The sequence below is a fragment of the Prevotella aff. ruminicola Tc2-24 genome (assembly GCF_900110895.1).
GTDB lineage: Bacteria > Bacteroidota > Bacteroidia > Bacteroidales > Bacteroidaceae > Prevotella.
In genome coordinates this window covers 358,295-375,950 of sequence record NZ_FOIQ01000003.1, presented here as the reverse complement: position 1 = coordinate 375,950, position 17,656 = coordinate 358,295, and the positions used below count along the sequence as shown (strand labels likewise).

32 protein-coding genes are annotated in these 17,656 nt (G+C 49.0%); all 32 read left to right on the top strand.

Annotated elements, in window-relative coordinates:
* The first annotated feature begins 88 nt into the window (after positions 1 to 88).
* The 32 genes from BMY63_RS07960 to rpsK all read left to right on the top strand — a co-directional run bounded on the left by BMY63_RS07960 (position 89) and on the right by rpsK (position 17,616).
* Complete coding sequence (locus tag BMY63_RS07960) at positions 89 to 409, top strand: DUF3467 domain-containing protein (RefSeq protein ID WP_091915817.1); 321 nt, start codon at positions 89 to 91, stop codon at positions 407 to 409.
* A gap of 203 nt (positions 410 to 612) precedes the next feature.
* A complete protein-coding gene (gene rpsL / locus BMY63_RS07955) occupies positions 613 to 993 on the top strand; it encodes a 30S ribosomal protein S12 (RefSeq protein ID WP_013063973.1) in 381 nt (126 codons plus the stop codon).
* Between the two features lie 162 nt (positions 994 to 1,155).
* Positions 1,156 to 1,632: a 30S ribosomal protein S7 gene (rpsG, locus tag BMY63_RS07950; protein WP_091902204.1), complete on the top strand. Its 477-nt coding sequence runs from the start codon at positions 1,156 to 1,158 to the stop codon at positions 1,630 to 1,632.
* Positions 1,633 to 1,670: 38 nt separating this feature from the next.
* On the top strand, positions 1,671 to 3,800 hold the full coding sequence (fusA, locus tag BMY63_RS07945) for an elongation factor G (RefSeq protein WP_091902202.1): 2,130 nt from the start codon (positions 1,671 to 1,673) through the stop codon (positions 3,798 to 3,800).
* Between the two features lie 82 nt (positions 3,801 to 3,882).
* Entirely contained in the window at positions 3,883 to 4,188 is a 306-nt protein-coding gene (rpsJ, locus tag BMY63_RS07940) for a 30S ribosomal protein S10 (RefSeq protein WP_013064715.1), read from the top strand.
* 181 nt (positions 4,189 to 4,369) lie between these two features.
* Positions 4,370 to 4,810, top strand: coding sequence for an HU family DNA-binding protein (locus tag BMY63_RS07935; RefSeq protein ID WP_091915815.1), 441 nt, complete (start codon positions 4,370 to 4,372; stop codon positions 4,808 to 4,810).
* 310 nt (positions 4,811 to 5,120) lie between these two features.
* Positions 5,121 to 5,735, top strand: a complete 615-nt coding sequence (gene rplC / locus BMY63_RS07930) for a 50S ribosomal protein L3 (RefSeq protein ID WP_091902197.1) — start codon at positions 5,121 to 5,123, stop codon at positions 5,733 to 5,735.
* Between the two features lie 2 nt (positions 5,736 to 5,737).
* Complete coding sequence (rplD, locus tag BMY63_RS07925) at positions 5,738 to 6,367, top strand: 50S ribosomal protein L4 (protein ID WP_091902195.1); 630 nt, start codon at positions 5,738 to 5,740, stop codon at positions 6,365 to 6,367.
* Positions 6,368 to 6,382: 15 nt separating this feature from the next.
* Complete coding sequence (gene rplW, locus BMY63_RS07920; RefSeq protein WP_091902193.1) at positions 6,383 to 6,730, top strand: 50S ribosomal protein L23; 348 nt, start codon at positions 6,383 to 6,385, stop codon at positions 6,728 to 6,730.
* 5 nt (positions 6,731 to 6,735) lie between these two features.
* The gene (gene rplB / locus BMY63_RS07915) at positions 6,736 to 7,563 is read left to right on the top strand and encodes a 50S ribosomal protein L2 (protein ID WP_091902191.1); all 828 of its coding nucleotides are present in this window, start codon (positions 6,736 to 6,738) and stop codon (positions 7,561 to 7,563) included.
* Between the two features lie 27 nt (positions 7,564 to 7,590).
* Positions 7,591 to 7,857, top strand: a complete 267-nt coding sequence (rpsS, locus tag BMY63_RS07910; RefSeq protein WP_013065476.1) for a 30S ribosomal protein S19 — start codon at positions 7,591 to 7,593, stop codon at positions 7,855 to 7,857.
* Positions 7,858 to 7,902: 45 nt separating this feature from the next.
* The gene (gene rplV, locus BMY63_RS07905) at positions 7,903 to 8,310 is read left to right on the top strand and encodes a 50S ribosomal protein L22 (RefSeq protein ID WP_091902189.1); all 408 of its coding nucleotides are present in this window, start codon (positions 7,903 to 7,905) and stop codon (positions 8,308 to 8,310) included.
* A gap of 2 nt (positions 8,311 to 8,312) precedes the next feature.
* Positions 8,313 to 9,044, top strand: coding sequence for a 30S ribosomal protein S3 (gene rpsC / locus BMY63_RS07900; RefSeq protein ID WP_091902187.1), 732 nt, complete (start codon positions 8,313 to 8,315; stop codon positions 9,042 to 9,044).
* Between the two features lie 15 nt (positions 9,045 to 9,059).
* Positions 9,060 to 9,488 carry a 50S ribosomal protein L16 gene (gene rplP / locus BMY63_RS07895; RefSeq protein ID WP_091902184.1) on the top strand — a complete coding sequence of 143 codons (429 nt, stop codon included), beginning with the start codon at positions 9,060 to 9,062 and terminating at the stop codon, positions 9,486 to 9,488.
* Between the two features lie 6 nt (positions 9,489 to 9,494).
* A complete protein-coding gene (rpmC, locus tag BMY63_RS07890; RefSeq protein WP_091902264.1) occupies positions 9,495 to 9,689 on the top strand; it encodes a 50S ribosomal protein L29 in 195 nt (64 codons plus the stop codon).
* Positions 9,690 to 9,691: 2 nt separating this feature from the next.
* Positions 9,692 to 9,958, top strand: a complete 267-nt coding sequence (rpsQ, locus tag BMY63_RS07885) for a 30S ribosomal protein S17 (RefSeq protein WP_091902182.1) — start codon at positions 9,692 to 9,694, stop codon at positions 9,956 to 9,958.
* A 2-nt stretch (positions 9,959 to 9,960) separates the two neighbouring features.
* On the top strand, positions 9,961 to 10,326 hold the full coding sequence (gene rplN, locus BMY63_RS07880; RefSeq protein ID WP_091902180.1) for a 50S ribosomal protein L14: 366 nt from the start codon (positions 9,961 to 9,963) through the stop codon (positions 10,324 to 10,326).
* Positions 10,327 to 10,347: 21 nt separating this feature from the next.
* Positions 10,348 to 10,665 carry a 50S ribosomal protein L24 gene (gene rplX / locus BMY63_RS07875; RefSeq protein ID WP_091902263.1) on the top strand — a complete coding sequence of 106 codons (318 nt, stop codon included), beginning with the start codon at positions 10,348 to 10,350 and terminating at the stop codon, positions 10,663 to 10,665.
* Positions 10,665 to 11,222: a 50S ribosomal protein L5 gene (gene rplE, locus BMY63_RS07870; RefSeq protein ID WP_091902178.1), complete on the top strand. Its 558-nt coding sequence runs from the start codon at positions 10,665 to 10,667 to the stop codon at positions 11,220 to 11,222. The genes rplX and rplE overlap by 1 nt, the downstream gene beginning before the upstream one ends.
* 5 nt (positions 11,223 to 11,227) lie before the next feature.
* On the top strand, positions 11,228 to 11,545 hold the full coding sequence (gene rpsN / locus BMY63_RS07865; protein WP_091902176.1) for a 30S ribosomal protein S14: 318 nt from the start codon (positions 11,228 to 11,230) through the stop codon (positions 11,543 to 11,545).
* A 111-nt stretch (positions 11,546 to 11,656) separates the two neighbouring features.
* A complete protein-coding gene (gene rpsH, locus BMY63_RS07860; RefSeq protein ID WP_091902173.1) occupies positions 11,657 to 12,052 on the top strand; it encodes a 30S ribosomal protein S8 in 396 nt (131 codons plus the stop codon).
* Positions 12,053 to 12,066: 14 nt separating this feature from the next.
* Positions 12,067 to 12,636 (top strand): 50S ribosomal protein L6, encoded by a 570-nt coding sequence (gene rplF, locus BMY63_RS07855; protein ID WP_091902171.1) that lies wholly within the window; start codon positions 12,067 to 12,069, stop codon positions 12,634 to 12,636.
* A 19-nt stretch (positions 12,637 to 12,655) separates the two neighbouring features.
* On the top strand, positions 12,656 to 13,000 hold the full coding sequence (gene rplR / locus BMY63_RS07850) for a 50S ribosomal protein L18 (RefSeq protein ID WP_091902169.1): 345 nt from the start codon (positions 12,656 to 12,658) through the stop codon (positions 12,998 to 13,000).
* Between the two features lie 6 nt (positions 13,001 to 13,006).
* Positions 13,007 to 13,519, top strand: coding sequence for a 30S ribosomal protein S5 (rpsE, locus tag BMY63_RS07845; RefSeq protein WP_091902166.1), 513 nt, complete (start codon positions 13,007 to 13,009; stop codon positions 13,517 to 13,519).
* A gap of 15 nt (positions 13,520 to 13,534) precedes the next feature.
* Entirely contained in the window at positions 13,535 to 13,711 is a 177-nt protein-coding gene (gene rpmD, locus BMY63_RS07840; RefSeq protein ID WP_091902163.1) for a 50S ribosomal protein L30, read from the top strand.
* A 24-nt stretch (positions 13,712 to 13,735) separates the two neighbouring features.
* A complete protein-coding gene (gene rplO / locus BMY63_RS07835; protein ID WP_091902160.1) occupies positions 13,736 to 14,182 on the top strand; it encodes a 50S ribosomal protein L15 in 447 nt (148 codons plus the stop codon).
* Between the two features lie 8 nt (positions 14,183 to 14,190).
* The gene (gene secY, locus BMY63_RS07830) at positions 14,191 to 15,528 is read left to right on the top strand and encodes a preprotein translocase subunit SecY (protein WP_091902158.1); all 1,338 of its coding nucleotides are present in this window, start codon (positions 14,191 to 14,193) and stop codon (positions 15,526 to 15,528) included.
* A 6-nt stretch (positions 15,529 to 15,534) separates the two neighbouring features.
* Positions 15,535 to 16,332, top strand: coding sequence for a type I methionyl aminopeptidase (gene map / locus BMY63_RS07825; protein ID WP_091902155.1), 798 nt, complete (start codon positions 15,535 to 15,537; stop codon positions 16,330 to 16,332).
* A gap of 18 nt (positions 16,333 to 16,350) precedes the next feature.
* On the top strand, positions 16,351 to 16,569 hold the full coding sequence (gene infA, locus BMY63_RS07820) for a translation initiation factor IF-1 (RefSeq protein WP_004341775.1): 219 nt from the start codon (positions 16,351 to 16,353) through the stop codon (positions 16,567 to 16,569).
* A gap of 15 nt (positions 16,570 to 16,584) precedes the next feature.
* Positions 16,585 to 16,701, top strand: a complete 117-nt coding sequence (gene rpmJ, locus BMY63_RS07815) for a 50S ribosomal protein L36 (protein ID WP_009160995.1) — start codon at positions 16,585 to 16,587, stop codon at positions 16,699 to 16,701.
* Positions 16,702 to 16,812: 111 nt separating this feature from the next.
* Entirely contained in the window at positions 16,813 to 17,193 is a 381-nt protein-coding gene (gene rpsM, locus BMY63_RS07810; protein WP_073207290.1) for a 30S ribosomal protein S13, read from the top strand.
* 33 nt (positions 17,194 to 17,226) lie between these two features.
* On the top strand, positions 17,227 to 17,616 hold the full coding sequence (rpsK, locus tag BMY63_RS07805) for a 30S ribosomal protein S11 (protein ID WP_091902153.1): 390 nt from the start codon (positions 17,227 to 17,229) through the stop codon (positions 17,614 to 17,616).
* The last annotated feature ends 40 nt before the right edge of the window (positions 17,617 to 17,656 follow it).

Here is a 17,656-nt window from a genome sequence, read left to right as displayed (position 1 = left end):
TTTTCATGAATACTGAAAGGGCGTTGTACAGTTAGCTGTACAGCGCCTTTTTGCCCAAAGATTAAATGTATGCAAAACGTGATACACTATGAACGAGAATAACAACAGACAGCAGGGACTGCAGATTGACCTGCCGCAGGATGTGGCACAGGGCGAGTATGCAAACTTCGCCATCATTACACATGGTTCAAGTGACTTCGTGGTTGACTTCGCCAGGGTGCTCCCTGGAGTGCCGAAGGCTCAGGTGTGCAGCCGTGTGATACTTGCCCCTGAACATGCTAAGCGACTGCTTGGCGCTCTTCAGGAGAATATCATGCGCTACGAGGCTGAGTTCGGAACCATAAGAATCCCAACTCAAGAACCGCAGACAATCGCCCCATTCGACCTTTCGAAAGGGGAGGCGTCGTAGGGTAATTATTGCTAATTAATTCAAAAAGTGTTATATCTTGTTAAATCAAACGGGGTGTAACGCTTTTTCTTTTTTATATATTAGGTGGTTTCGGAAAATAGTTGTACCTTTGCAGCCCGAAACGCCTCTTTAAGCGAGAAGCGGCGTGTAAAGTGCTGAATATAAACAGAATAAACATATTAAATTATTAAATTAAAAGTATTATGCCTACAATTTCACAATTGGTAAGAAAGGGCAGAAAGGTGATTGTTGACAAGTCAAAGTCGCCGGCTTTGGACAACTGTCCTCAGCGTCGTGGTGTCTGCGTACGTGTTTACACAACAACCCCGAAGAAGCCTAATTCGGCTATGCGTAAGGTAGCCCGTGTTCGTCTGACAAATCAGAAGGAAGTTAACTCTTACATCCCTGGAGAGGGACACAACCTGCAGGAGCACTCTATCGTGCTTGTTCGCGGTGGTCGTGTAAAGGACCTGCCAGGTGTACGTTATCACATTGTTCGCGGTACGCTCGATACAGCTGGTGTCGCAAATCGCACACAGCGTCGCTCAAAGTACGGAGCTAAGCGTCCTAAGGCTAAGAAGTAATGACCGGAGAAGGTTAGTCAGGCCAAACAAAGAAAAGTAAAAATCGTTTTGCTGGAGCGTCGGTTTTACCGACAGATGTTAAAAGGTTGAGTAAATACTCTCGTGTGAGTGTTGAAGAACAAGTAAGAACAGCCCAAGCAGAATTTAATCATTCAAAACAAAATGAGAAAAGCAAAACCCAAGAAGCGTGTGATCCTGCCGGATCCCGTGTTCAACGACCAGAAAGTGTCGAAGTTTGTGAACCATCTGATGTTTGATGGTAAGAAGACCAAGTCGTATGAGATCTTCTACAATGCACTGGAGACAGTGAAGGCTAAGATGAACAACGAGGAGAAGTCTGCCCTCGAGATTTGGAAGCAGGCCCTCGATAACATCACTCCTCAGGTGGAGGTTAAGAGCCGCCGTATCGGTGGTGCTACGTTCCAGGTTCCGACGGAAATCCGTCCTGACCGTAAGGAGAGCGTATCTATGAAGAATATGATCTCTTTCGCCCGTAAGCGCAGCGGTAAGTCTATGGCTGACAAGCTTGCAGCCGAGATCATGGATGCCTATAACAACCAGGGTGGTGCCTTTAAGCGTAAGGAGGATATGCACCGTATGGCTGAGGCTAACCGCGCATTTGCTCACTTCAGATTCTAAGATAGGTTTAAGGTAAAGTAGTTAAAGGATAAACAAGAATGGCAAATCGCGATTTACATTTGACGAGAAACATCGGTATTATGGCTCACATCGATGCCGGTAAGACAACGACTTCTGAGCGTATCCTGTTCTATACAGGTAAGACGCACAAGATCGGTGAGGTACATGATGGAGCTGCAACGATGGACTGGATGGCTCAGGAGCAGGAGCGTGGTATTACAATTACCTCTGCTGCAACAACCTGTAACTGGACATGGAATAACAAGACATTCAAGATCAATCTGATCGACACTCCGGGACACGTCGACTTTACAGCCGAGGTGGAGCGTTCACTGCGCGTGCTCGACGGTGCTGTGGCTACATATTCTGCGGCTGATGGCGTACAGCCTCAGTCAGAGACGGTATGGCGCCAGGCCGACAAGTACAATGTGCCCCGTATCGGCTATGTTAATAAGATGGACCGCTCTGGTGCAGACTTCTTCGAGACTGTGCAGCAGATGAAGGACATCCTGGGCGCTAACCCTGTTGTTATCCAGGTGCCCATCGGTGCTGAGGAGAACTTCAAGGGTCTGGTAGACCTGATCAAGATGAAGGCTATCCTGTGGCACGATGAGACCATGGGTGCCGAGTATGATGTCGAGGATATCCCTGCAGACCTTGAGGCTGAGTGCGACGAGTGGCGTAATAAGCTGCTTGAGGCTGCTGCCGAGTACGATGAGGCTCTGATGGAGAAGTATTTCGATGATCCTAACTCAATCACAGAGGAGGAGATTATCGCCGCTATCCGTAAGGGAACCATCGCCATGCAGTGCACCCCGATGCTGCTTGGTTCTTCATATAAGAACAAGGGCGTTCAGCCCCTCCTTGACTATGTGTGCGCCTTCCTGCCGGCTCCTGTCGACGTAGAGGTGATCAAGGGTACCAACCCCAGCACAGAAGAGGAAGAGGATCGTAAGCCTTCTGAGGACGAGCCGACATCGGCTCTGGCCTTTAAGATCGCTACCGACCCGTACATGGGCCGTCTGGTGTTCTTCCGTGTTTACTCGGGTAAGATCACTGCCGGAAGCTATGTGTTCAACCCCCGTTCAGGTAAGAAGGAGCGTATCAGCCGTCTGTTCCAGATGAACTCAAATAAGGAGATCCCCATGGAGTCCATCGATGCCGGTGATATCGGCGCAGGTGTAGGCTTCAAGGATATCCGCACAGGTGATACCCTCTGCGACGAGGGACATCCTATCGTGCTCGAGTCCATGACCTTCCCCGATACTGTGATCTCTATCGCAGTTGAGCCGAAGAGCCAGGCCGACGTGGCTAAGCTCGATAACGGTCTCGCCAAGTTGGCTGAGGAAGACCCGACATTCACCGTACGTACCGACGAGCAGAGTGGTCAGACCATCATCTCAGGTATGGGTGAGCTTCACCTCGATATCATCATCGACCGTCTGAAGCGCGAGTTCAAGGTTGAGTGTAACCAGGGTAAGCCGCAGGTTAACTACAAGGAGGCTATCACGAAGACCGTCATGGGCTACCGTGAGGTTTACAAGAAGCAGTCTGGTGGTCGCGGTAAGTTCGCTGATATCATCGTGAACGTTGGTCCGGTCGATGACGATTGGGATATCGCTAAGGACGGTGGCCTGCAGTTCGTGAACGAGGTCAAGGGTGGTAATATCCCCAAGGAGTTTATCCCCTCTATCCAGAAGGGTTTCGAGGCAGCCATGAAGAATGGTATCCTCGGTGGCTATCCGATGGATTCGCTGAAGGTCGTTGTCGTGGATGGTTCGTTCCACCCCGTTGACTCTGACCAGCTCTCGTTCGAGATCGCAGCCCAGATGGCTTATAAGTCTGTCTGCGCTCAGGCTAAGCCTGTGCTGATGGAGCCCATCATGAAACTCGAGGTGGTGACACCCGAGGAGAACATGGGTGACGTGATCGGTGACCTGAACAAGCGTCGTGGTCAGGTAGAGGGCATGGAAGAGGCTCGCAGCGGTGCCCGTGTCGTGAAGGCTCAGGTTCCCCTGTCAGAGATGTTCGGTTATGTGACCGCTCTTCGTACCATCACCTCAGGCCGTGCTACCAGTTCTATGGAGTACGATCACCATGCACCGCTCTCAAGCTCTATCGCCAAGGCAGTGCTCGAGGAGGTGAAGGGTCGTGCCGACCTCGTGTAAAAGAGACAATACGGAGTGCCGCTGAGTAAATGACTCTTTAGCGGCCTCCACTTTTCATAATCAATTATTAATAATTCAACAAATGAGTCAGAAAATTCGTATTAAGCTGAAGAGCTACGACCACAAACTCGTGGACAAGTCAGCAGAGAAGATCGTGAAGGCTGTGAAGGCTACCGGTGCTATCATCAGCGGTCCTATCCCCCTTCCTACACACAAGCGTATCTACACTGTAAACCGCTCTACCTTCGTTAACAAGAAGGCTCGTGAGCAGTTCCAGCTGTCAGACTACAAGCGTCTGATCGACATCTACAGCTCTACAGCTAAGACCGTCGATGCCCTGATGAAGCTCGAGCTCCCCAGCGGTGTTGAGGTTGAGATCAAGGTATAGGATCGTACTCATCCTTATGATAGGCAGCGTGCTCTTTCGGGCGCGCTGTTTTTGTTTTGACCAAAATCGGCGGATTTGGTCGCCAAAACCGGCGGATTTGGTCAGCAATTCCGCCGATTTTGGACTGTAAGGTTTGGCAGTTTGAATAATAATCCTTATATTTGCAAGCAAAAAACGAAGTATGGCTATTCATTACAGACTGGTTCAGAACAAGATTAAGAGCGACCGGAACTACGGCAAATACTATGCCCACACCGTCAAGCAAGGTGAAATCTCGCTCGAGGAGATAGAGAGGATGATCGAGACGAACTGCTCGGCAAAAGCCTCGGACGTGAGACTGGTGCTGCGTGAGCTGTTTGATACCGTGCGCCATTACATGCAGAATGGCTACGTCGTCGACTTGAAAGAGATGGGTAAACTCTCAATCTCTGTGAAAAGCGTCTGCGTGGATAGTCCGAAGGAGTTCCGTCGTGACCGGCATATCACTGGGTTCAAGTGCAACTATACCCCTCACGGTGAGCGCTACAAGCCATCAGACGGTGCCCTGGCCGGCCATATCCGTCGTGGCCTGCTGGAAGAGTGTGAGGCCATAGAAGCACCTTCCAGTAGTAAGGCCAAGTGATGCAGATATCCTTATCGGATAGGTCGTTCCTCTTGTGTCATAGGGTGTGGAAATTATAAAAAACCTTAAAAGTTGCTTTGGAAAGCTAATTAATGTTGCGTGTTCCAATAAATAGTAGTACCTTTGCACCCGCGAAAGTGCGTATTGCGCTGGCTTGTATGCTATCAATACTCTGGTAAAGAGCGACTTAGCCTTCAAAAATGAAGCAGTTGAAGTTCCTTTTTAAGTGAGTTTGTATGCATCGGGAATAGCGAGATGACACTTAAAAAGAAACTTTATATATTAACATCATTATTAATTTTAAACTGAAATGCCAGGATTAATTGGAAGAAAAATCGGAATGACATCCGTTTTCAGTGCCGACGGTAAGAATGTGCCGTGCACTGTCATCGAAGCTGGTCCTTGTGTTGTAACTCAGGTTAAGTCTGTAGAGAAGGACGGTTACAAGGCCGTTCAGCTCGCCTTCGGAGAGAAGAAGGAGAAGAACACCACCAAACCAATGATGGGTATCTTCAAGAAGGCTAACACAACACCAAAGGCCCACTTGGCCGAGTTCAAGTTTGACGAGGAGTATAACCTCGGCGACACCATCACGGTCGACATCTTCGAAGGTGCCGAGTTTGTTGATGTGGTCGGTACGTCTAAAGGTAAGGGATTCCAGGGTGTTGTGAAGCGCCATGGTTTCGGTGGCGTAGGCCAGTCTACACACGGTCAGGACGACCGTCTGCGTAAGCCGGGTTCTATCGGTGCCTGTTCTTATCCCGCCAAGGTGTTCAAGGGAATGCGCATGGGCGGCCAGATGGGCGGCGACAGAGTGACAACTCAGAACCTCAAAGTGTTAAAGGTAATACCGGAGCACAACCTGATCCTTGTGAAGGGTAGCTGCGCTGGTTACAATGGTTCAACTGTAATAATCAACAAGTAAAGATGGAAGTTAGCGTATTAAATATCAAAGGTCAGGAGACCGGAAGAAAGGTGACTCTGAACGAGGCTATCTTCGGCATTGAACCTAATGACCACGTTCTTTATCTGGATGTTAAGCAGTATCTGGCCAACCAGCGTCAGGGTACAGCTAAGTCGAAGGAGAGAAGCGAAATCTCTGGTTCTACTCGCAAGCTCGGTCGTCAGAAAGGTGGCGGCGGCGCTCGTCATGGTGATATCAACTCTCCGCTGCTCCGTGGTGGTGGCCGCGTGTTCGGTCCGACACCCCGTGACTATAGTTTCAAACTGAACAAAAAAGTAAAGGTTCTTGCTCGTAAGTCCGCTCTGTCTTACAAGGCACAGGAGAATGCAATCGTGGTTGTAGAAGACTTCACTATGGAGGCTCCGAAGACTAAAGAATTCATAAACATTGCAAAAAATCTCAAAGTGGATGGTAAGAAGGTCCTCTTCGTTTTGTCAGGAACAAATAATAACGTATATTTGTCGGCTCGCAATCTGCAGGGCGCAGAAGTGATGGAGGCATCGACGGTCAATTCGTACAAAGTTTTGAATGCCGATGTGCTTGTTATTTCCGAGAAGTCTCTGGAGACTATCGACAGTATCTTAAACAAATAAAGGAGGCAATAAGATATGGCATTTATCATCAAACCTCTGGTCACTGAGAAGATGACCAAGATTACAGACAAGTCTTCTGTAGAGAAAACTTATAAGGTGAAGGGTGAGGAGAGGACCAAGAAGGCCGAGGCTAAGTATGGTTTCATCGTTCGTCCCGAGGCTAATAAGCTTGAGATTAAGAATGAGGTCGAGAGCATGTACAATGTTACAGTGATCGATGTGAACACGTGCCGTTATGCCGGAAAGCGTAGCTCTCGCTACACCAAGGCAGGTCTGATCAAGGGCCAGAAGAACGCGTTCAAGAAGGCTATCGTTACCTTGAAGGAGGGCGATACAATTGATTTTTATAGCAATATTCAATAATAGAAATGGCAGTACGTAAATTAAAACCCGTAACTCCGGGTCAAAGACACAAGATTATTGGCACGTTCGAGGATATTACTGCATCCGTGCCAGAGAAGTCTCTCGTCTTCGGTAAGCGTTCAACCGGCGGTCGAAACAACACCGGTAAGATGACTGTCCGCTACATGGGCGGCGGCCACAAGAAGAAGTATCGTCTGATCGACTTCAAGCGAGAGAAAGATGGTGTTCCAGCTGTAGTGAAGACAATCGAATACGATCCGAACCGTTCGGCTCGTATCGCTCTGTTGTTCTACGCTGATGGTGAAAAACGTTACATTATTGCTCCTAATGGACTGCAGGTTGGTGCAACCCTGATGTCAGGAGCTGAGGCAGTGCCCGAGGTGGGTAATGCTCTCCCGCTCGCTAACATCCCCGTCGGTACCGTCATCCACAACATTGAGATGCGTCCCGGCCAGGGTGCCAAGCTCGTTCGTTCGGCTGGTAACTTTGCTCAGTTGACTTCTCGTGAGGGCAGCTATTGTGTGATCAAGCTCCCCTCAGGTGAGACTCGTCAGATTCTCTCCGCTTGTAAGGCTACTGTAGGTAGTGTAGGTAACTCAGACCACGCACTTGAGCAGTCTGGTAAGGCTGGTCGCAGCCGCTGGCTGGGTCGTCGCCCGCACAACCGTGGTGTTGTTATGAACCCGCATGATCACCCGATGGGTGGTGGTGAAGGACGTCAGTCTGGAGGTCACCCACGTTCACGCAAGGGCTTGTACGCTAAGGGTCTTAAGACTCGTGCACCGAAGAAGCTTTCAAACAGATACATCATTGAAAGAGCTAACAAGAAGTAATCACGAAGTTAATTAGAAGAGTAAATTATGAGTCGTTCATTAAAGAAAGGTCCGTACATCAACGTCTCACTCGAGAAGAAGATTCTCGCTATGAATGAGAGTGGTAAGAAAAATGTCGTTAAGACATGGGCCAGAGCATCAATGATCTCCCCGGACTTCGTGGGACACACTGTTGCAGTTCATAACGGTAATAAATTTATCCCTGTCTACGTTACTGAGAACATGGTTGGTCACAAGCTCGGTGAGTTCGCACCCACCCGTCGCTTCGGTGGTCACGCCGGTAACAAGAAGTAATCCCAGGGGTAGTTAAGAATTAAGAATTAAGAATTAGAAATTACAATGGGAGCAAGAAAACATATTAAGGCTGAAGAAAGAAAGGCAGCACTTAAGACACAGTATTTTGCCAAGCTGAAAGGCTGTCCCTCTTCACCTCGTAAGATGCGCTATGTCGTAGACATGATTCGCGGCATGGAGGTCAATCGCGCCCTTGGCGTGCTGAGGTTCTCCAAGAAGGCAGCAGCAGCTCAAGTAGAGAAACTCCTCCGTTCGGCTATCGCCAACTGGGAAGCTAAGAATGACCGCAAGGCTGAGGACGGTGAGCTGTTCATCACCCGCGTATTCGTTGACGAGGGCGTTACAATGAAGAGAATGAGACCGGCACCGCAGGGTCGTGGATATCGTATCCGCAAGCGTTCCAATCACGTGACTCTGTTTGTAGACGCTAAAACTAATGACGTAAAAGAATAAGTATGGGACAGAAAGTTAATCCAATAAGCAACCGTCTTGGTATTGTTAGAGGTTGGGATTCAAATTGGTTCGGAGGCAAGGACTTCGGAGATAACCTGGTAGAGGATCAGAAAATCCGTAAGTACCTGAACGAGCGTCTGGCAAAGGCCAGCGTTTCGAAGATTGTCATCGAGCGTACGTTGAAGCTGGTTACCATTACTATCTGCACGGCTCGTCCGGGCATCGTCATCGGTAAGGGTGGTCAAGATGTTGACAAACTGAAGGAAGAGCTGAAGAAGCTCTATGACAAGGAGATCCAGATTAATATCTTCGAGGTAAAGCGTCCAGAGCTCGATGCCACGATTGTTGCCAACAACATCGCTCGCCAGGTAGAGGGCAAGATCGCATATCGTCGTGCCATCAAGATGGCTATCCAGAATACGATGCGCGCTGGCGCCGAGGGTATCAAGGTACAGATCTCAGGTCGTCTTAACGGAGCAGAAATCGCCCGCAGCGAGATGCTGAAGGAAGGCCGTACGCCGCTTCATACTTATCGTGCGGACATCGACTACTGCCATGCAGAGGCACTGACCAAGGTCGGTCTGCTGGGTATCAAGGTTTGGATTTGCCGCGGTGAGATCTACGGAGACGTAGACCTGGCTCCGAACTTCGCTCAGGAGAAGTCTGGCGGTCGTGGCAATGGTGGCCGTGGCGGTGACAGGAAGTTCCGTAATAAGAAGAATAATAACCGTTAAAAGTAGAAGCTTATTATGTTACAGCCAAAAAGAGTAAGATATAGAAGACCTCAGGACGGACGCGGCAACAAAGGCGACGCCCACAGAGGTACAACGCTGGCTTTCGGCTCATTCGGTATCAAGACTATGGACGCCAAGTGGATCGACAGCCGCCAGATTGAGGCAGCCCGTGTTGCCATCAACCGTTATATGAACCGTGAAGGTCAGGTATGGATCCGCATCTTCCCCGACAAACCAATCACTCGCAAGCCTGCTGACGTGCGAATGGGTAAGGGTAAGGGAGATCCCGCAGGATGGGTTGCACCTGTTACACCGGGCCGTATCCTCTTTGAAGTAGAAGGCGTTCCTTTCGAGGTTGCTAAGGAGGCTCTCCGCCTCGGCGCACAGAAACTGCCGGTTAAGACAAAGTTTGTTGTTAGACGTGATTACGATAAAAACGCTTAATTGAGTATGAAGATTAAAGAAGTAAGAGAGCTCGAGACCAAGGATTTGGCAGAGCGCATTGAGGCAGAGGTAGCAAAGTACAACCAGATGAAGTTGAACCACGCCATCACTCCTCTTGAGAATCCGTCTCAGATTAAGGCTGCTCGTCGTGATATCGCACGTATGAAATCAGAACTTCATCAGAGAGAACTTAAAAAATAACAATGGTCCATATGGAAACAAGAAATTTAAGAAAGACAAGACAGGGTGTTGTTATCAGCAACAAGATGGATAAAACCATTGTTATTGCCGCTAAGTTCAAGGAGAAGCACCCTATTTATGGTAAGTTTGTCCAGAAGACAAAGAAGTATCACGCACACGACGAGAAGAACGAGTGCAACGTAGGTGATACCGTGCTCATTATGGAAACCCGTCCTCTGTCCAAGACAAAGAGATGGAGATTAGTTCAAATCGTAGAAAAAGCTAAGTAATTATGATACAGACAGAATCAAGACTTACAGTAGCTGACAACAGCGGTGCACGCGAGGCTCTCTGCATCCGTGTATTGGGCGGAACAAAGCGCCGTTATGCCAGCGTAGGTGATATCATCGTCGTCTCTGTCAAGAACGCGATCCCTACAAGTGACGTGAAGAAGGGTGCAGTATCAAAGGCTTTGGTTGTTCGCACAAAGAAGGAGATTCGTCGTGCTGATGGTTCGTACATCCGTTTCGACGACAACGCCTGCGTGCTGCTGAACAATGCCGGTGAGCTTCGTGGTAGCCGTATCTTCGGCCCCGTTGCCCGTGAGCTCCGTGCCGTTAATATGAAAGTCGTTTCTTTGGCACCTGAGGTACTTTAATATTTTAAAATGAAACAAGAAATGGCAAAGTTCAATATTAAGAAAAACGATACAGTTATCGTCCTGGCCGGTGAGGACAAGGGCAAGACTGGTAAGGTGCTGAAGGTCTTGACCGACAAGCAGCGTGCACTTGTTGAAGGTGTGAACATGGTCAACAAGAGTGCTAAGCCGAGTGCCAAGAACCCTCAGGGAGGCTTCGTGAAGATGGAGGCTCCTATTCACATCTCGAATATTAGTTTGATTGATCCGAAGAGTGGCAAGGCTACCCGTGTCGCCATCAAGCGCGAGGGCAAGAAGGTCGTTCGTATCGCTAAAAAATCAGGGGAGGAGATTAAGTAATGGCAAATACAGCACAGTTAAAGAAAGAGTACAAGGAGAAGATTGCTCCGGCTCTGCAGAAGCAGTTCAACTATTCTTCTAAGATGCAGACTCCTGTCCTGAAGAAGATTGTCGTTAACCAGGGTCTGGGTGACGCTACACAGGACAAGAAGATCATCGACGTGGCTATCAATGAGATCAGTGCCATCTGTGGTCAGAAGGCAGTGGCAACTTATTCCAAGAAGGATATTGCCAACTTCAAGCTTCGTAAGAAGATGCCTATCGGTGTGATGGTGACTCTCCGTCGTGAGCGCATGTACGAGTTCCTTGAGAAGCTCGTTCGCATCGCACTGCCCCGTATCCGTGACTTCAAGGGTATCGAGAGCAAGTTCGACGGCCGTGGAAACTACACTCTGGGTATCCAGGAGCAGATTATCTTCCCGGAGATCAATATCGATTCAGTAGACCGCATTCAGGGTATGAACATCACCTTCGTTACATCGGCTCAGACCGACGAGGAGGGTTATGCTCTGCTGAAGGCTTTCGGTCTTCCATTCAAGAACGCTAAAAACGATTAAGAGATATGGCAAAAGAATCAATGAAAGCCCGCGAGGTGAAGCGCGCCAAGCTCGTAGCCCGTTATGCTGAGAAGCGTGCAGCTCTGAAGAAGATCATCGCTACCGCTGATGTGAACACTGAAGAGGGCGCAATGGCCGCCTATGAGGCTGCCCGCAAGCTGCAGAGCATTCCCAAGAACGCGAACCCCATCCGTCTGCACAACCGTTGTAAGATCACGGGTCGTCCGAAGGGATACATGCGCCAGTTCGGTCTCTCTCGTATCCAGTTCCGTGAGATGGCATCAAGCGGTCTGATTCCGGGAGTGAAGAAGGCAAGCTGGTAATTGGCTGTTAACTGTTAGCAGTTAATAAAGGCCAAGAGCCAGGCACAAGAGGCAAATAGTATATTATTTAATATTGTCGGGACAGTCCCGATTAATTAAAACATTATTTTTATGACAGATCCAATAGCAGATTATCTGACCAGACTCAGAAACGCAATCATGGCACATCATCGTGTCGTTGAGGTTCCTGCGTCTAACTTGAAGAAAGAGATCACTAAGATCCTCTTCGAGAAGGGTTACATCCTGAACTACAAGTTCATTGAGGATGGTCCTCAGGGAACAATCAAGGTGGCCCTGAAGTACGACCCCGCAACTCGTGAGAACGCCATTAAGAGCCTGACGAGAGTGTCTACACCAGGTCTTCGTAAGTACACTGGTTACAAAGACATGCCGAGAGTAATTAACGGACTGGGTATTGCTATACTTTCCACGTCCAAAGGTGTAATGACAGACAAAGAGGCTGCAGCCCTGAAGATTGGCGGCGAGGTGCTTTGCTACGTATATTAATTGGAGGATAGCATATGTCAAGAATAGGAAAATTGCCAATTAGTATCCCTGCTGGCGTTACCGTTTCTCAGGATAAGGACGGCATCGTAACCGTCAAGGGTCCCAAGGGAGAACTTTCACAGAAAGTCGACGCTTCGATTAAGATGAAGGTCGAAGATGGTCATATTGTATTTGAGATTGACGAGAACAGCCCTGTGAACATTAAGCAGAAGCAGGCTTTCCACGGTCTCTATCGTGCACTTGTCAACAACATGGTTGTAGGTGTGAGCGAGGGTTACAAGAAAGAGCTGGAGCTCGTCGGTGTAGGTTACCGTGTATCCAACCAGGGTAACATCATCGAGTTCGCGCTCGGTTATACTCACCCGATCTTCATCCAGCTCCCGAAGGAGGTTAAGGTGGAGACCAAGTCTGAGCGTAACCAGAATCCTCAGATCATCCTGGAGTCTTGCGACAAGGCGCTGCTCGGTCTGATTTGCGCTAAAATTCGTTCTTTCCGCATGCCTGAGCCTTATAAAGGAAAGGGTATTTTGTTCAAGGGTGAGGTTATCCGTCGTAAGTCGGGTAAGTCAGCATCAGCTAAGTAACTTTAATTGATTGAAGATTATGACAACGAAGAAAGTAGAAAGACGAATTAAGATCAAATATAGAATTCGTAAGAACGTATTCGGCACAGCCGAGCGTCCTCGTCTGAGCGTTTTCCGCAGCAACAAGCAGATCTATGCTCAGGTGATCAATGATTTGGAAGGTAAAACACTCGCATCTGCATCCTCTCTGGGTCTCGAGGCTATGCCGAAGATCCAGCAGGCTGAGAAGGTCGGCGAGCTGGTAGCCCAGAAGGCTCAGGAGGCTGGTGTAAGCACCGTGGTCTTCGACCGTAACGGCTATCTTTATCACGGCCGTGTAAAGTCTCTTGCAGACGCAGCACGTAAAGGTGGACTTAAATTCTAAACGATTATGGCAATGAACAAAGTTAAAGTAAATAGTGACGTAGAGTTGAAAGACAGACTGGTTGCCATCAACCGTGTTACCAAGGTAACAAAGGGAGGTCGCACCTTTACATTCGCAGCCATTGTTGTTGTCGGTGACGGCAACGGCATCATCGGCTGGGGTCTGGGTAAGGCTGGTGAGGTTACAGCAGCCATTGCCAAGGGTGTTGAGGCTGCCAAGAAGAATCTCGTAAAGGTTCCTGTACTCAAGGGCACCATCCCTCATGAGATGGAGGCTCGCTTCGGCGGTGCCCAGGTGTTCCTGAAGCCGGCAGCAGCTGGTACCGGTCTTGTGGCCGGAGGTGCTATGCGTGCCGTGCTGGAGAGCGTAGGTGTGAAGGACGTGCTGGCTAAGTCCAAGGGTTCTTCTAACCCCCACAATCTTGTGAAGGCTACCATCGAGGCCCTGAGCCAGATGCGTGATGCCTACACTGTAGCAGGTACACGTGGTATCAGTATGGAAAAAGTATTTAGAGGATAAAAGGAGAATTTGATTATGGCAACAATTAAGGTAAAGCAGATTAAGAGTAAGATCGGTTATCCGGTAGACCAGAAGCGCACGCTTGAGGCTCTCGGCCTGCGCAAGATCTCCCAGGTTGTTGAGGTAGAGGACAATCCTTCTATCCGTGGTATGATCCGCAAGGTACATCATCTGGTGACCGTAGTTGAGTAATAACAATTAAAAGAAGATTCGAATATGAAACTGAATAATTTAAAGCCGGCAGAAGGCTCTACCCACTCACGTCGTCGTATCGGTCGCGGAACAGGCTCTGGTCTGGGCGGTACTTCTACCCGTGGTCACAAGGGTGCCAAGGCTCGTTCTGGTTATAAGAAAAAGATTGGTTTCGAAGGTGGTCAGATGCCTCTCCAGCGCCGTGTGCCGAAGGGTGGCTTCAAGAACATCAACCACAAGGAGTTCTTTGCGGTTAACCTCTCTACACTTCAGAAGCTTGCTGAGGCCAAGAACCTCACTAAGATCGGTATCGAAGAGCTCGTGGCTGCTGGTCTCACTAACGGTAAGGAACTGGTAAAGGTTCTGGGCAATGGTGAGCTGAAGGCCAAGGTCGACGTAGAGGCAAATGCTTTCTCAAAGGCTGCTGAAGAGGCTATCAAGGCAGTAGGTGGTAACGCAACAAAAATCTAAACTGTAAGATGAAGAAGTTAATAGAGACACTGAAGAACATTTGGAAGATCGAGGATCTGCGCCAGCGCATCCTGATCACGCTCCTGTTTGTGGCGATTTATCGTTTTGGCTCGTTTGTGGTACTTCCAGGTATCAACCCGGCCATGTTGAGCCAGTTGCAGTCGCAGACTGCCGGCGGTCTGATGTCGCTGCTTGACATGTTCTCCGGTGGTGCATTTTCCAATGCGTCTATCTTCGCACTGGGAATCATGCCATACATCACAGCTTCTATCTTAATGCAGCTCCTCGCAGTCGCTGTGCCTTATGTACAGAAGATGCAGCGCGAGGGTGAGAGTGGGCGCAAGAAGATCAGTGCCTATACCCGTTATCTGACAGTGGCTATCCTGCTGTTCCAGGCTCCAGGTTATCTGATTAACCTGAAGATGCAGGCAGGTCAGGCTCTTGCCTCGGGTATTTCTTGGTCGACCTTCATGCTGCCCGCCGTTATCATTCTCGCTGCAGGTAGTATGTTCATCCTGTGGCTTGGTGAGCGCATTACGGATAAGGGTATAGGAAATGGTATCTCACTGATCATCATGGTCGGTATCATTGCCCGTTTGCCTCAGGCATTCATCCAGGAGGTGACCTCTCGGTTCACAGCTATCACAGGTGGTGGACTGGTGATGTTCCTTGCTGAGATTATCATTCTCTATGCTGTTGTTTGCGCAGCTATCGTTCTGGTACAAGGCGTCCGCAAGGTGCCCGTACAGTATGCGAAGCGTATTGTAGGCAACAAACAGGTGGGTGGTGCTCGTCAGTACATCCCCTTGAAGTTGTTCGCCGCCAATGTGATGCCAATCATCTTTGCACAGGCTATCATGTTCGTTCCTCTGTCTGTCGCTCAGTGGCTGACATCTGAGAGTACCTTGATTCCCCACGCATTGATGGATCATCACAGTTGGCAGTACAATGTCATCTTCGCGATTCTGATTATCGCGTTTACGTACTTCTATACGGCTATCACGCTGAATCCGACACAGATGGCAGAAGATATGAAGCGTAACAACGGTTTCATCCCTGGTGTAAAGCCGGGTAAGGATACCGCTGAGTATATCGACACCGTGATGTCTCGCATCACCCTGCCGGGCTCTCTGTTCATCGCCTTCATCGCCGTTATGCCTGCTTTTGCAAGCCTGCTGAATGTACAAGACGCGTTCTCTCAGTTCTTCGGTGGAACGTCACTGCTGATTCTCGTCGGTGTCGTGCTCGACACACTGGCACAGATCGAGAGCCACCTGCTGATGCGCCACTATGACGGTTTGCTCAGTTCTGGTCGTATCCACGGCCGCGGAATGGCTGCATACTAATCTTCTATGAAGATATTCCTGAAGACTGAAGATGAGATTGACCTGATGCGCCAGGCAAACCAACTCGTTGGTAAGACACTTGGCGAATTAGGAAAGCATATAAAACCTGGAGTAACGACCCTCCAGTTGGACAGAATAGCGGACGAGTTCATCAGAGATCATGGTGCCGTTCCCACGTTCAAGGGTTTCCCCAATCCATATGGAGGGCCGTTTCCTGCCAGTATCTGCACATCGGTAAACGATGTGGTGGTACACGGTGTCCCCAACGAGGAGACGATCCTGAAAGACGGAGATATCATCTCTATCGACTGTGGTACACTCCTCAACGGTTTCAATGGCGACTCTTGCTACACGTTCTGTGTCGGTGAAGTCTCCGAAGAGTTGAGACAACTGTTGAAGACGACCAAGGAAGCGCTCTATCTCGGTATAGAGAATGCGGTGGCAGGAAAACATCTGGGCGATATCAGCAGTGCGGTCCAAGACCATTGCGAGGCCCAAGGCTACGGCATCGTTCGTGAGCTTACAGGTCATGGCATCGGTCGGGAGATGCACGAGGATCCGCAGGTACCCAACTATGGACGTCGGGGGAATGGTGTCATGCTGAAAGCCGGTATGTGCCTTGCCATCGAACCGATGGTCACGATGGGAGATCGCGCCATCTGGATGGATCAGGACCGTTGGACTATCCGTACGCAGGACGGTAAACCCGCTGCTCATTTCGAGCACACGATTGCCGTTCGCCGAGGCAAGGCTGAGATCCTGTCTTCGTTCGAGGAAGCAGAAAGCATAGAAGGTCAAGTATAACGATATTTAAAGTTAAGTATGGCAAAACAATCCGCTATTGAGCAGGACGGAACTATCGTCGAGTCGCTGTCGAACGCGATGTTCCGTGTAGAATTAGAGAATGGAGTCCAGATTATTGCGCATATCTCTGGTAAGATGAGAATGCACTATATCAAAATCCTCCCCGGCGACAAGGTCAAGGTCGAGATGAGTCCGTATGACCTGACAAAGGGACGAATTGTATTCAGATACAAATAAACAAAAGGAACTAATATGAAGACAAGAGCATCATTGAAGAAGCGTACCCCAGACTGCAAGATTGTGCGTCGTAAGGGCCGCCTGTTCGTTATCAACAAGAAGAACCCTAAGTACAAGATGCGTCAGGGTTAATGTTAAATAAGCATAAAATGGCGGAGGTTTGGCAAAATCTTCGTACCTTTGCATGCTTTTTAGCGGAATTTCGAAATTTAAACTAAATTTTTTTATTTCTTTTATTAACAAATGGCAATAAGAATTGTTGGAGTAGATTTGCCCCAGAATAAGCGTGGCGAAATCGCATTGACCTATATCTATGGTATCGGTCGAAGTAGTTCAGCAAAGATATTGGATAAGGCAGGTGTCAGCCGCGACCTGAAGGTCAGCGAGTGGACTGACGACCAGGCAGCCAAGATCCGTGAAATCATCGGCGCTGAATTCAAAGTTGAGGGTGATCTCCGTAGCGAGATCCAGTTGAATATCAAGCGACTGATGGATATTGGTTGCTATCGTGGAGTCCGTCATCGTAATGGTCTTCCTGTTCGTGGTCAGAGCACAAAGAATAATGCTCGTACCCGTAAGGGAAAGAAGAAGACTGTTGCTAACAAGAAGAAGGCTACGAAGTAATTCTAAGTTGAACATCTAAAAGATTTGAGAATTATGGCAAAGAAAACAGTCACTTCCAAGAAAAGAAACGTGAGAGTGAACGCTATCGGTCAGCTCCACGTACACAGTTCTTTCAATAATATTATCGTTTCACTGGCAAACGACGAGGGTCAGATTATCTCTTGGTCGTCAGCTGGTAAGATGGGTTTCCGCGGTTCTAAGAAGAACACTCCGTACGCTGCTCAGATGGCAGCCGAGGATTGCGCTAAGGTTGCCTACGACCTAGGTCTTCGCAAGGTGAAAGCTTACGTGAAGGGTCCGGGTAACGGCCGTGAGTCCGCTATCCGCGCCATCCATGGTGCAGGAATCGAGGTTATGGAGATTGTAGACGTTACTCCGCTGCCGCACAACGGATGTCGTCCTCCGAAGCGTCGTCGCGTATAATATTCAGGATTGAACATTCAATTGAACATTTTTTTATTAA

What these genes read in the sequence shown, in the direction of transcription:
- BMY63_RS07960 (WP_091915817.1), top strand. Translation starts at nt 89, where the DNA reads ATGAACGAGAATAACAACAGACAGCAGGGACTGCAGATTGACCTGCCG.
- rpsL (WP_013063973.1), top strand. Translation starts at nt 613, where the DNA reads ATGCCTACAATTTCACAATTGGTAAGAAAGGGCAGAAAGGTGATTGTT.
- rpsG (WP_091902204.1), top strand. Translation starts at nt 1,156, where the DNA reads ATGAGAAAAGCAAAACCCAAGAAGCGTGTGATCCTGCCGGATCCCGTG.
- fusA (WP_091902202.1), top strand. Translation starts at nt 1,671, where the DNA reads ATGGCAAATCGCGATTTACATTTGACGAGAAACATCGGTATTATGGCT.
- rpsJ (WP_013064715.1), top strand. Translation starts at nt 3,883, where the DNA reads ATGAGTCAGAAAATTCGTATTAAGCTGAAGAGCTACGACCACAAACTC.
- BMY63_RS07935 (WP_091915815.1), top strand. Translation starts at nt 4,370, where the DNA reads ATGGCTATTCATTACAGACTGGTTCAGAACAAGATTAAGAGCGACCGG.
- rplC (WP_091902197.1), top strand. Translation starts at nt 5,121, where the DNA reads ATGCCAGGATTAATTGGAAGAAAAATCGGAATGACATCCGTTTTCAGT.
- rplD (WP_091902195.1), top strand. Translation starts at nt 5,738, where the DNA reads ATGGAAGTTAGCGTATTAAATATCAAAGGTCAGGAGACCGGAAGAAAG.
- rplW (WP_091902193.1), top strand. Translation starts at nt 6,383, where the DNA reads ATGGCATTTATCATCAAACCTCTGGTCACTGAGAAGATGACCAAGATT.
- rplB (WP_091902191.1), top strand. Translation starts at nt 6,736, where the DNA reads ATGGCAGTACGTAAATTAAAACCCGTAACTCCGGGTCAAAGACACAAG.
- rpsS (WP_013065476.1), top strand. Translation starts at nt 7,591, where the DNA reads ATGAGTCGTTCATTAAAGAAAGGTCCGTACATCAACGTCTCACTCGAG.
- rplV (WP_091902189.1), top strand. Translation starts at nt 7,903, where the DNA reads ATGGGAGCAAGAAAACATATTAAGGCTGAAGAAAGAAAGGCAGCACTT.
- rpsC (WP_091902187.1), top strand. Translation starts at nt 8,313, where the DNA reads ATGGGACAGAAAGTTAATCCAATAAGCAACCGTCTTGGTATTGTTAGA.
- rplP (WP_091902184.1), top strand. Translation starts at nt 9,060, where the DNA reads ATGTTACAGCCAAAAAGAGTAAGATATAGAAGACCTCAGGACGGACGC.
- rpmC (WP_091902264.1), top strand. Translation starts at nt 9,495, where the DNA reads ATGAAGATTAAAGAAGTAAGAGAGCTCGAGACCAAGGATTTGGCAGAG.
- rpsQ (WP_091902182.1), top strand. Translation starts at nt 9,692, where the DNA reads ATGGTCCATATGGAAACAAGAAATTTAAGAAAGACAAGACAGGGTGTT.
- rplN (WP_091902180.1), top strand. Translation starts at nt 9,961, where the DNA reads ATGATACAGACAGAATCAAGACTTACAGTAGCTGACAACAGCGGTGCA.
- rplX (WP_091902263.1), top strand. Translation starts at nt 10,348, where the DNA reads ATGGCAAAGTTCAATATTAAGAAAAACGATACAGTTATCGTCCTGGCC.
- rplE (WP_091902178.1), top strand. Translation starts at nt 10,665, where the DNA reads ATGGCAAATACAGCACAGTTAAAGAAAGAGTACAAGGAGAAGATTGCT.
- rpsN (WP_091902176.1), top strand. Translation starts at nt 11,228, where the DNA reads ATGGCAAAAGAATCAATGAAAGCCCGCGAGGTGAAGCGCGCCAAGCTC.
- rpsH (WP_091902173.1), top strand. Translation starts at nt 11,657, where the DNA reads ATGACAGATCCAATAGCAGATTATCTGACCAGACTCAGAAACGCAATC.
- rplF (WP_091902171.1), top strand. Translation starts at nt 12,067, where the DNA reads ATGTCAAGAATAGGAAAATTGCCAATTAGTATCCCTGCTGGCGTTACC.
- rplR (WP_091902169.1), top strand. Translation starts at nt 12,656, where the DNA reads ATGACAACGAAGAAAGTAGAAAGACGAATTAAGATCAAATATAGAATT.
- rpsE (WP_091902166.1), top strand. Translation starts at nt 13,007, where the DNA reads ATGGCAATGAACAAAGTTAAAGTAAATAGTGACGTAGAGTTGAAAGAC.
- rpmD (WP_091902163.1), top strand. Translation starts at nt 13,535, where the DNA reads ATGGCAACAATTAAGGTAAAGCAGATTAAGAGTAAGATCGGTTATCCG.
- rplO (WP_091902160.1), top strand. Translation starts at nt 13,736, where the DNA reads ATGAAACTGAATAATTTAAAGCCGGCAGAAGGCTCTACCCACTCACGT.
- secY (WP_091902158.1), top strand. Translation starts at nt 14,191, where the DNA reads ATGAAGAAGTTAATAGAGACACTGAAGAACATTTGGAAGATCGAGGAT.
- map (WP_091902155.1), top strand. Translation starts at nt 15,535, where the DNA reads ATGAAGATATTCCTGAAGACTGAAGATGAGATTGACCTGATGCGCCAG.
- infA (WP_004341775.1), top strand. Translation starts at nt 16,351, where the DNA reads ATGGCAAAACAATCCGCTATTGAGCAGGACGGAACTATCGTCGAGTCG.
- rpmJ (WP_009160995.1), top strand. Translation starts at nt 16,585, where the DNA reads ATGAAGACAAGAGCATCATTGAAGAAGCGTACCCCAGACTGCAAGATT.
- rpsM (WP_073207290.1), top strand. Translation starts at nt 16,813, where the DNA reads ATGGCAATAAGAATTGTTGGAGTAGATTTGCCCCAGAATAAGCGTGGC.
- rpsK (WP_091902153.1), top strand. Translation starts at nt 17,227, where the DNA reads ATGGCAAAGAAAACAGTCACTTCCAAGAAAAGAAACGTGAGAGTGAAC.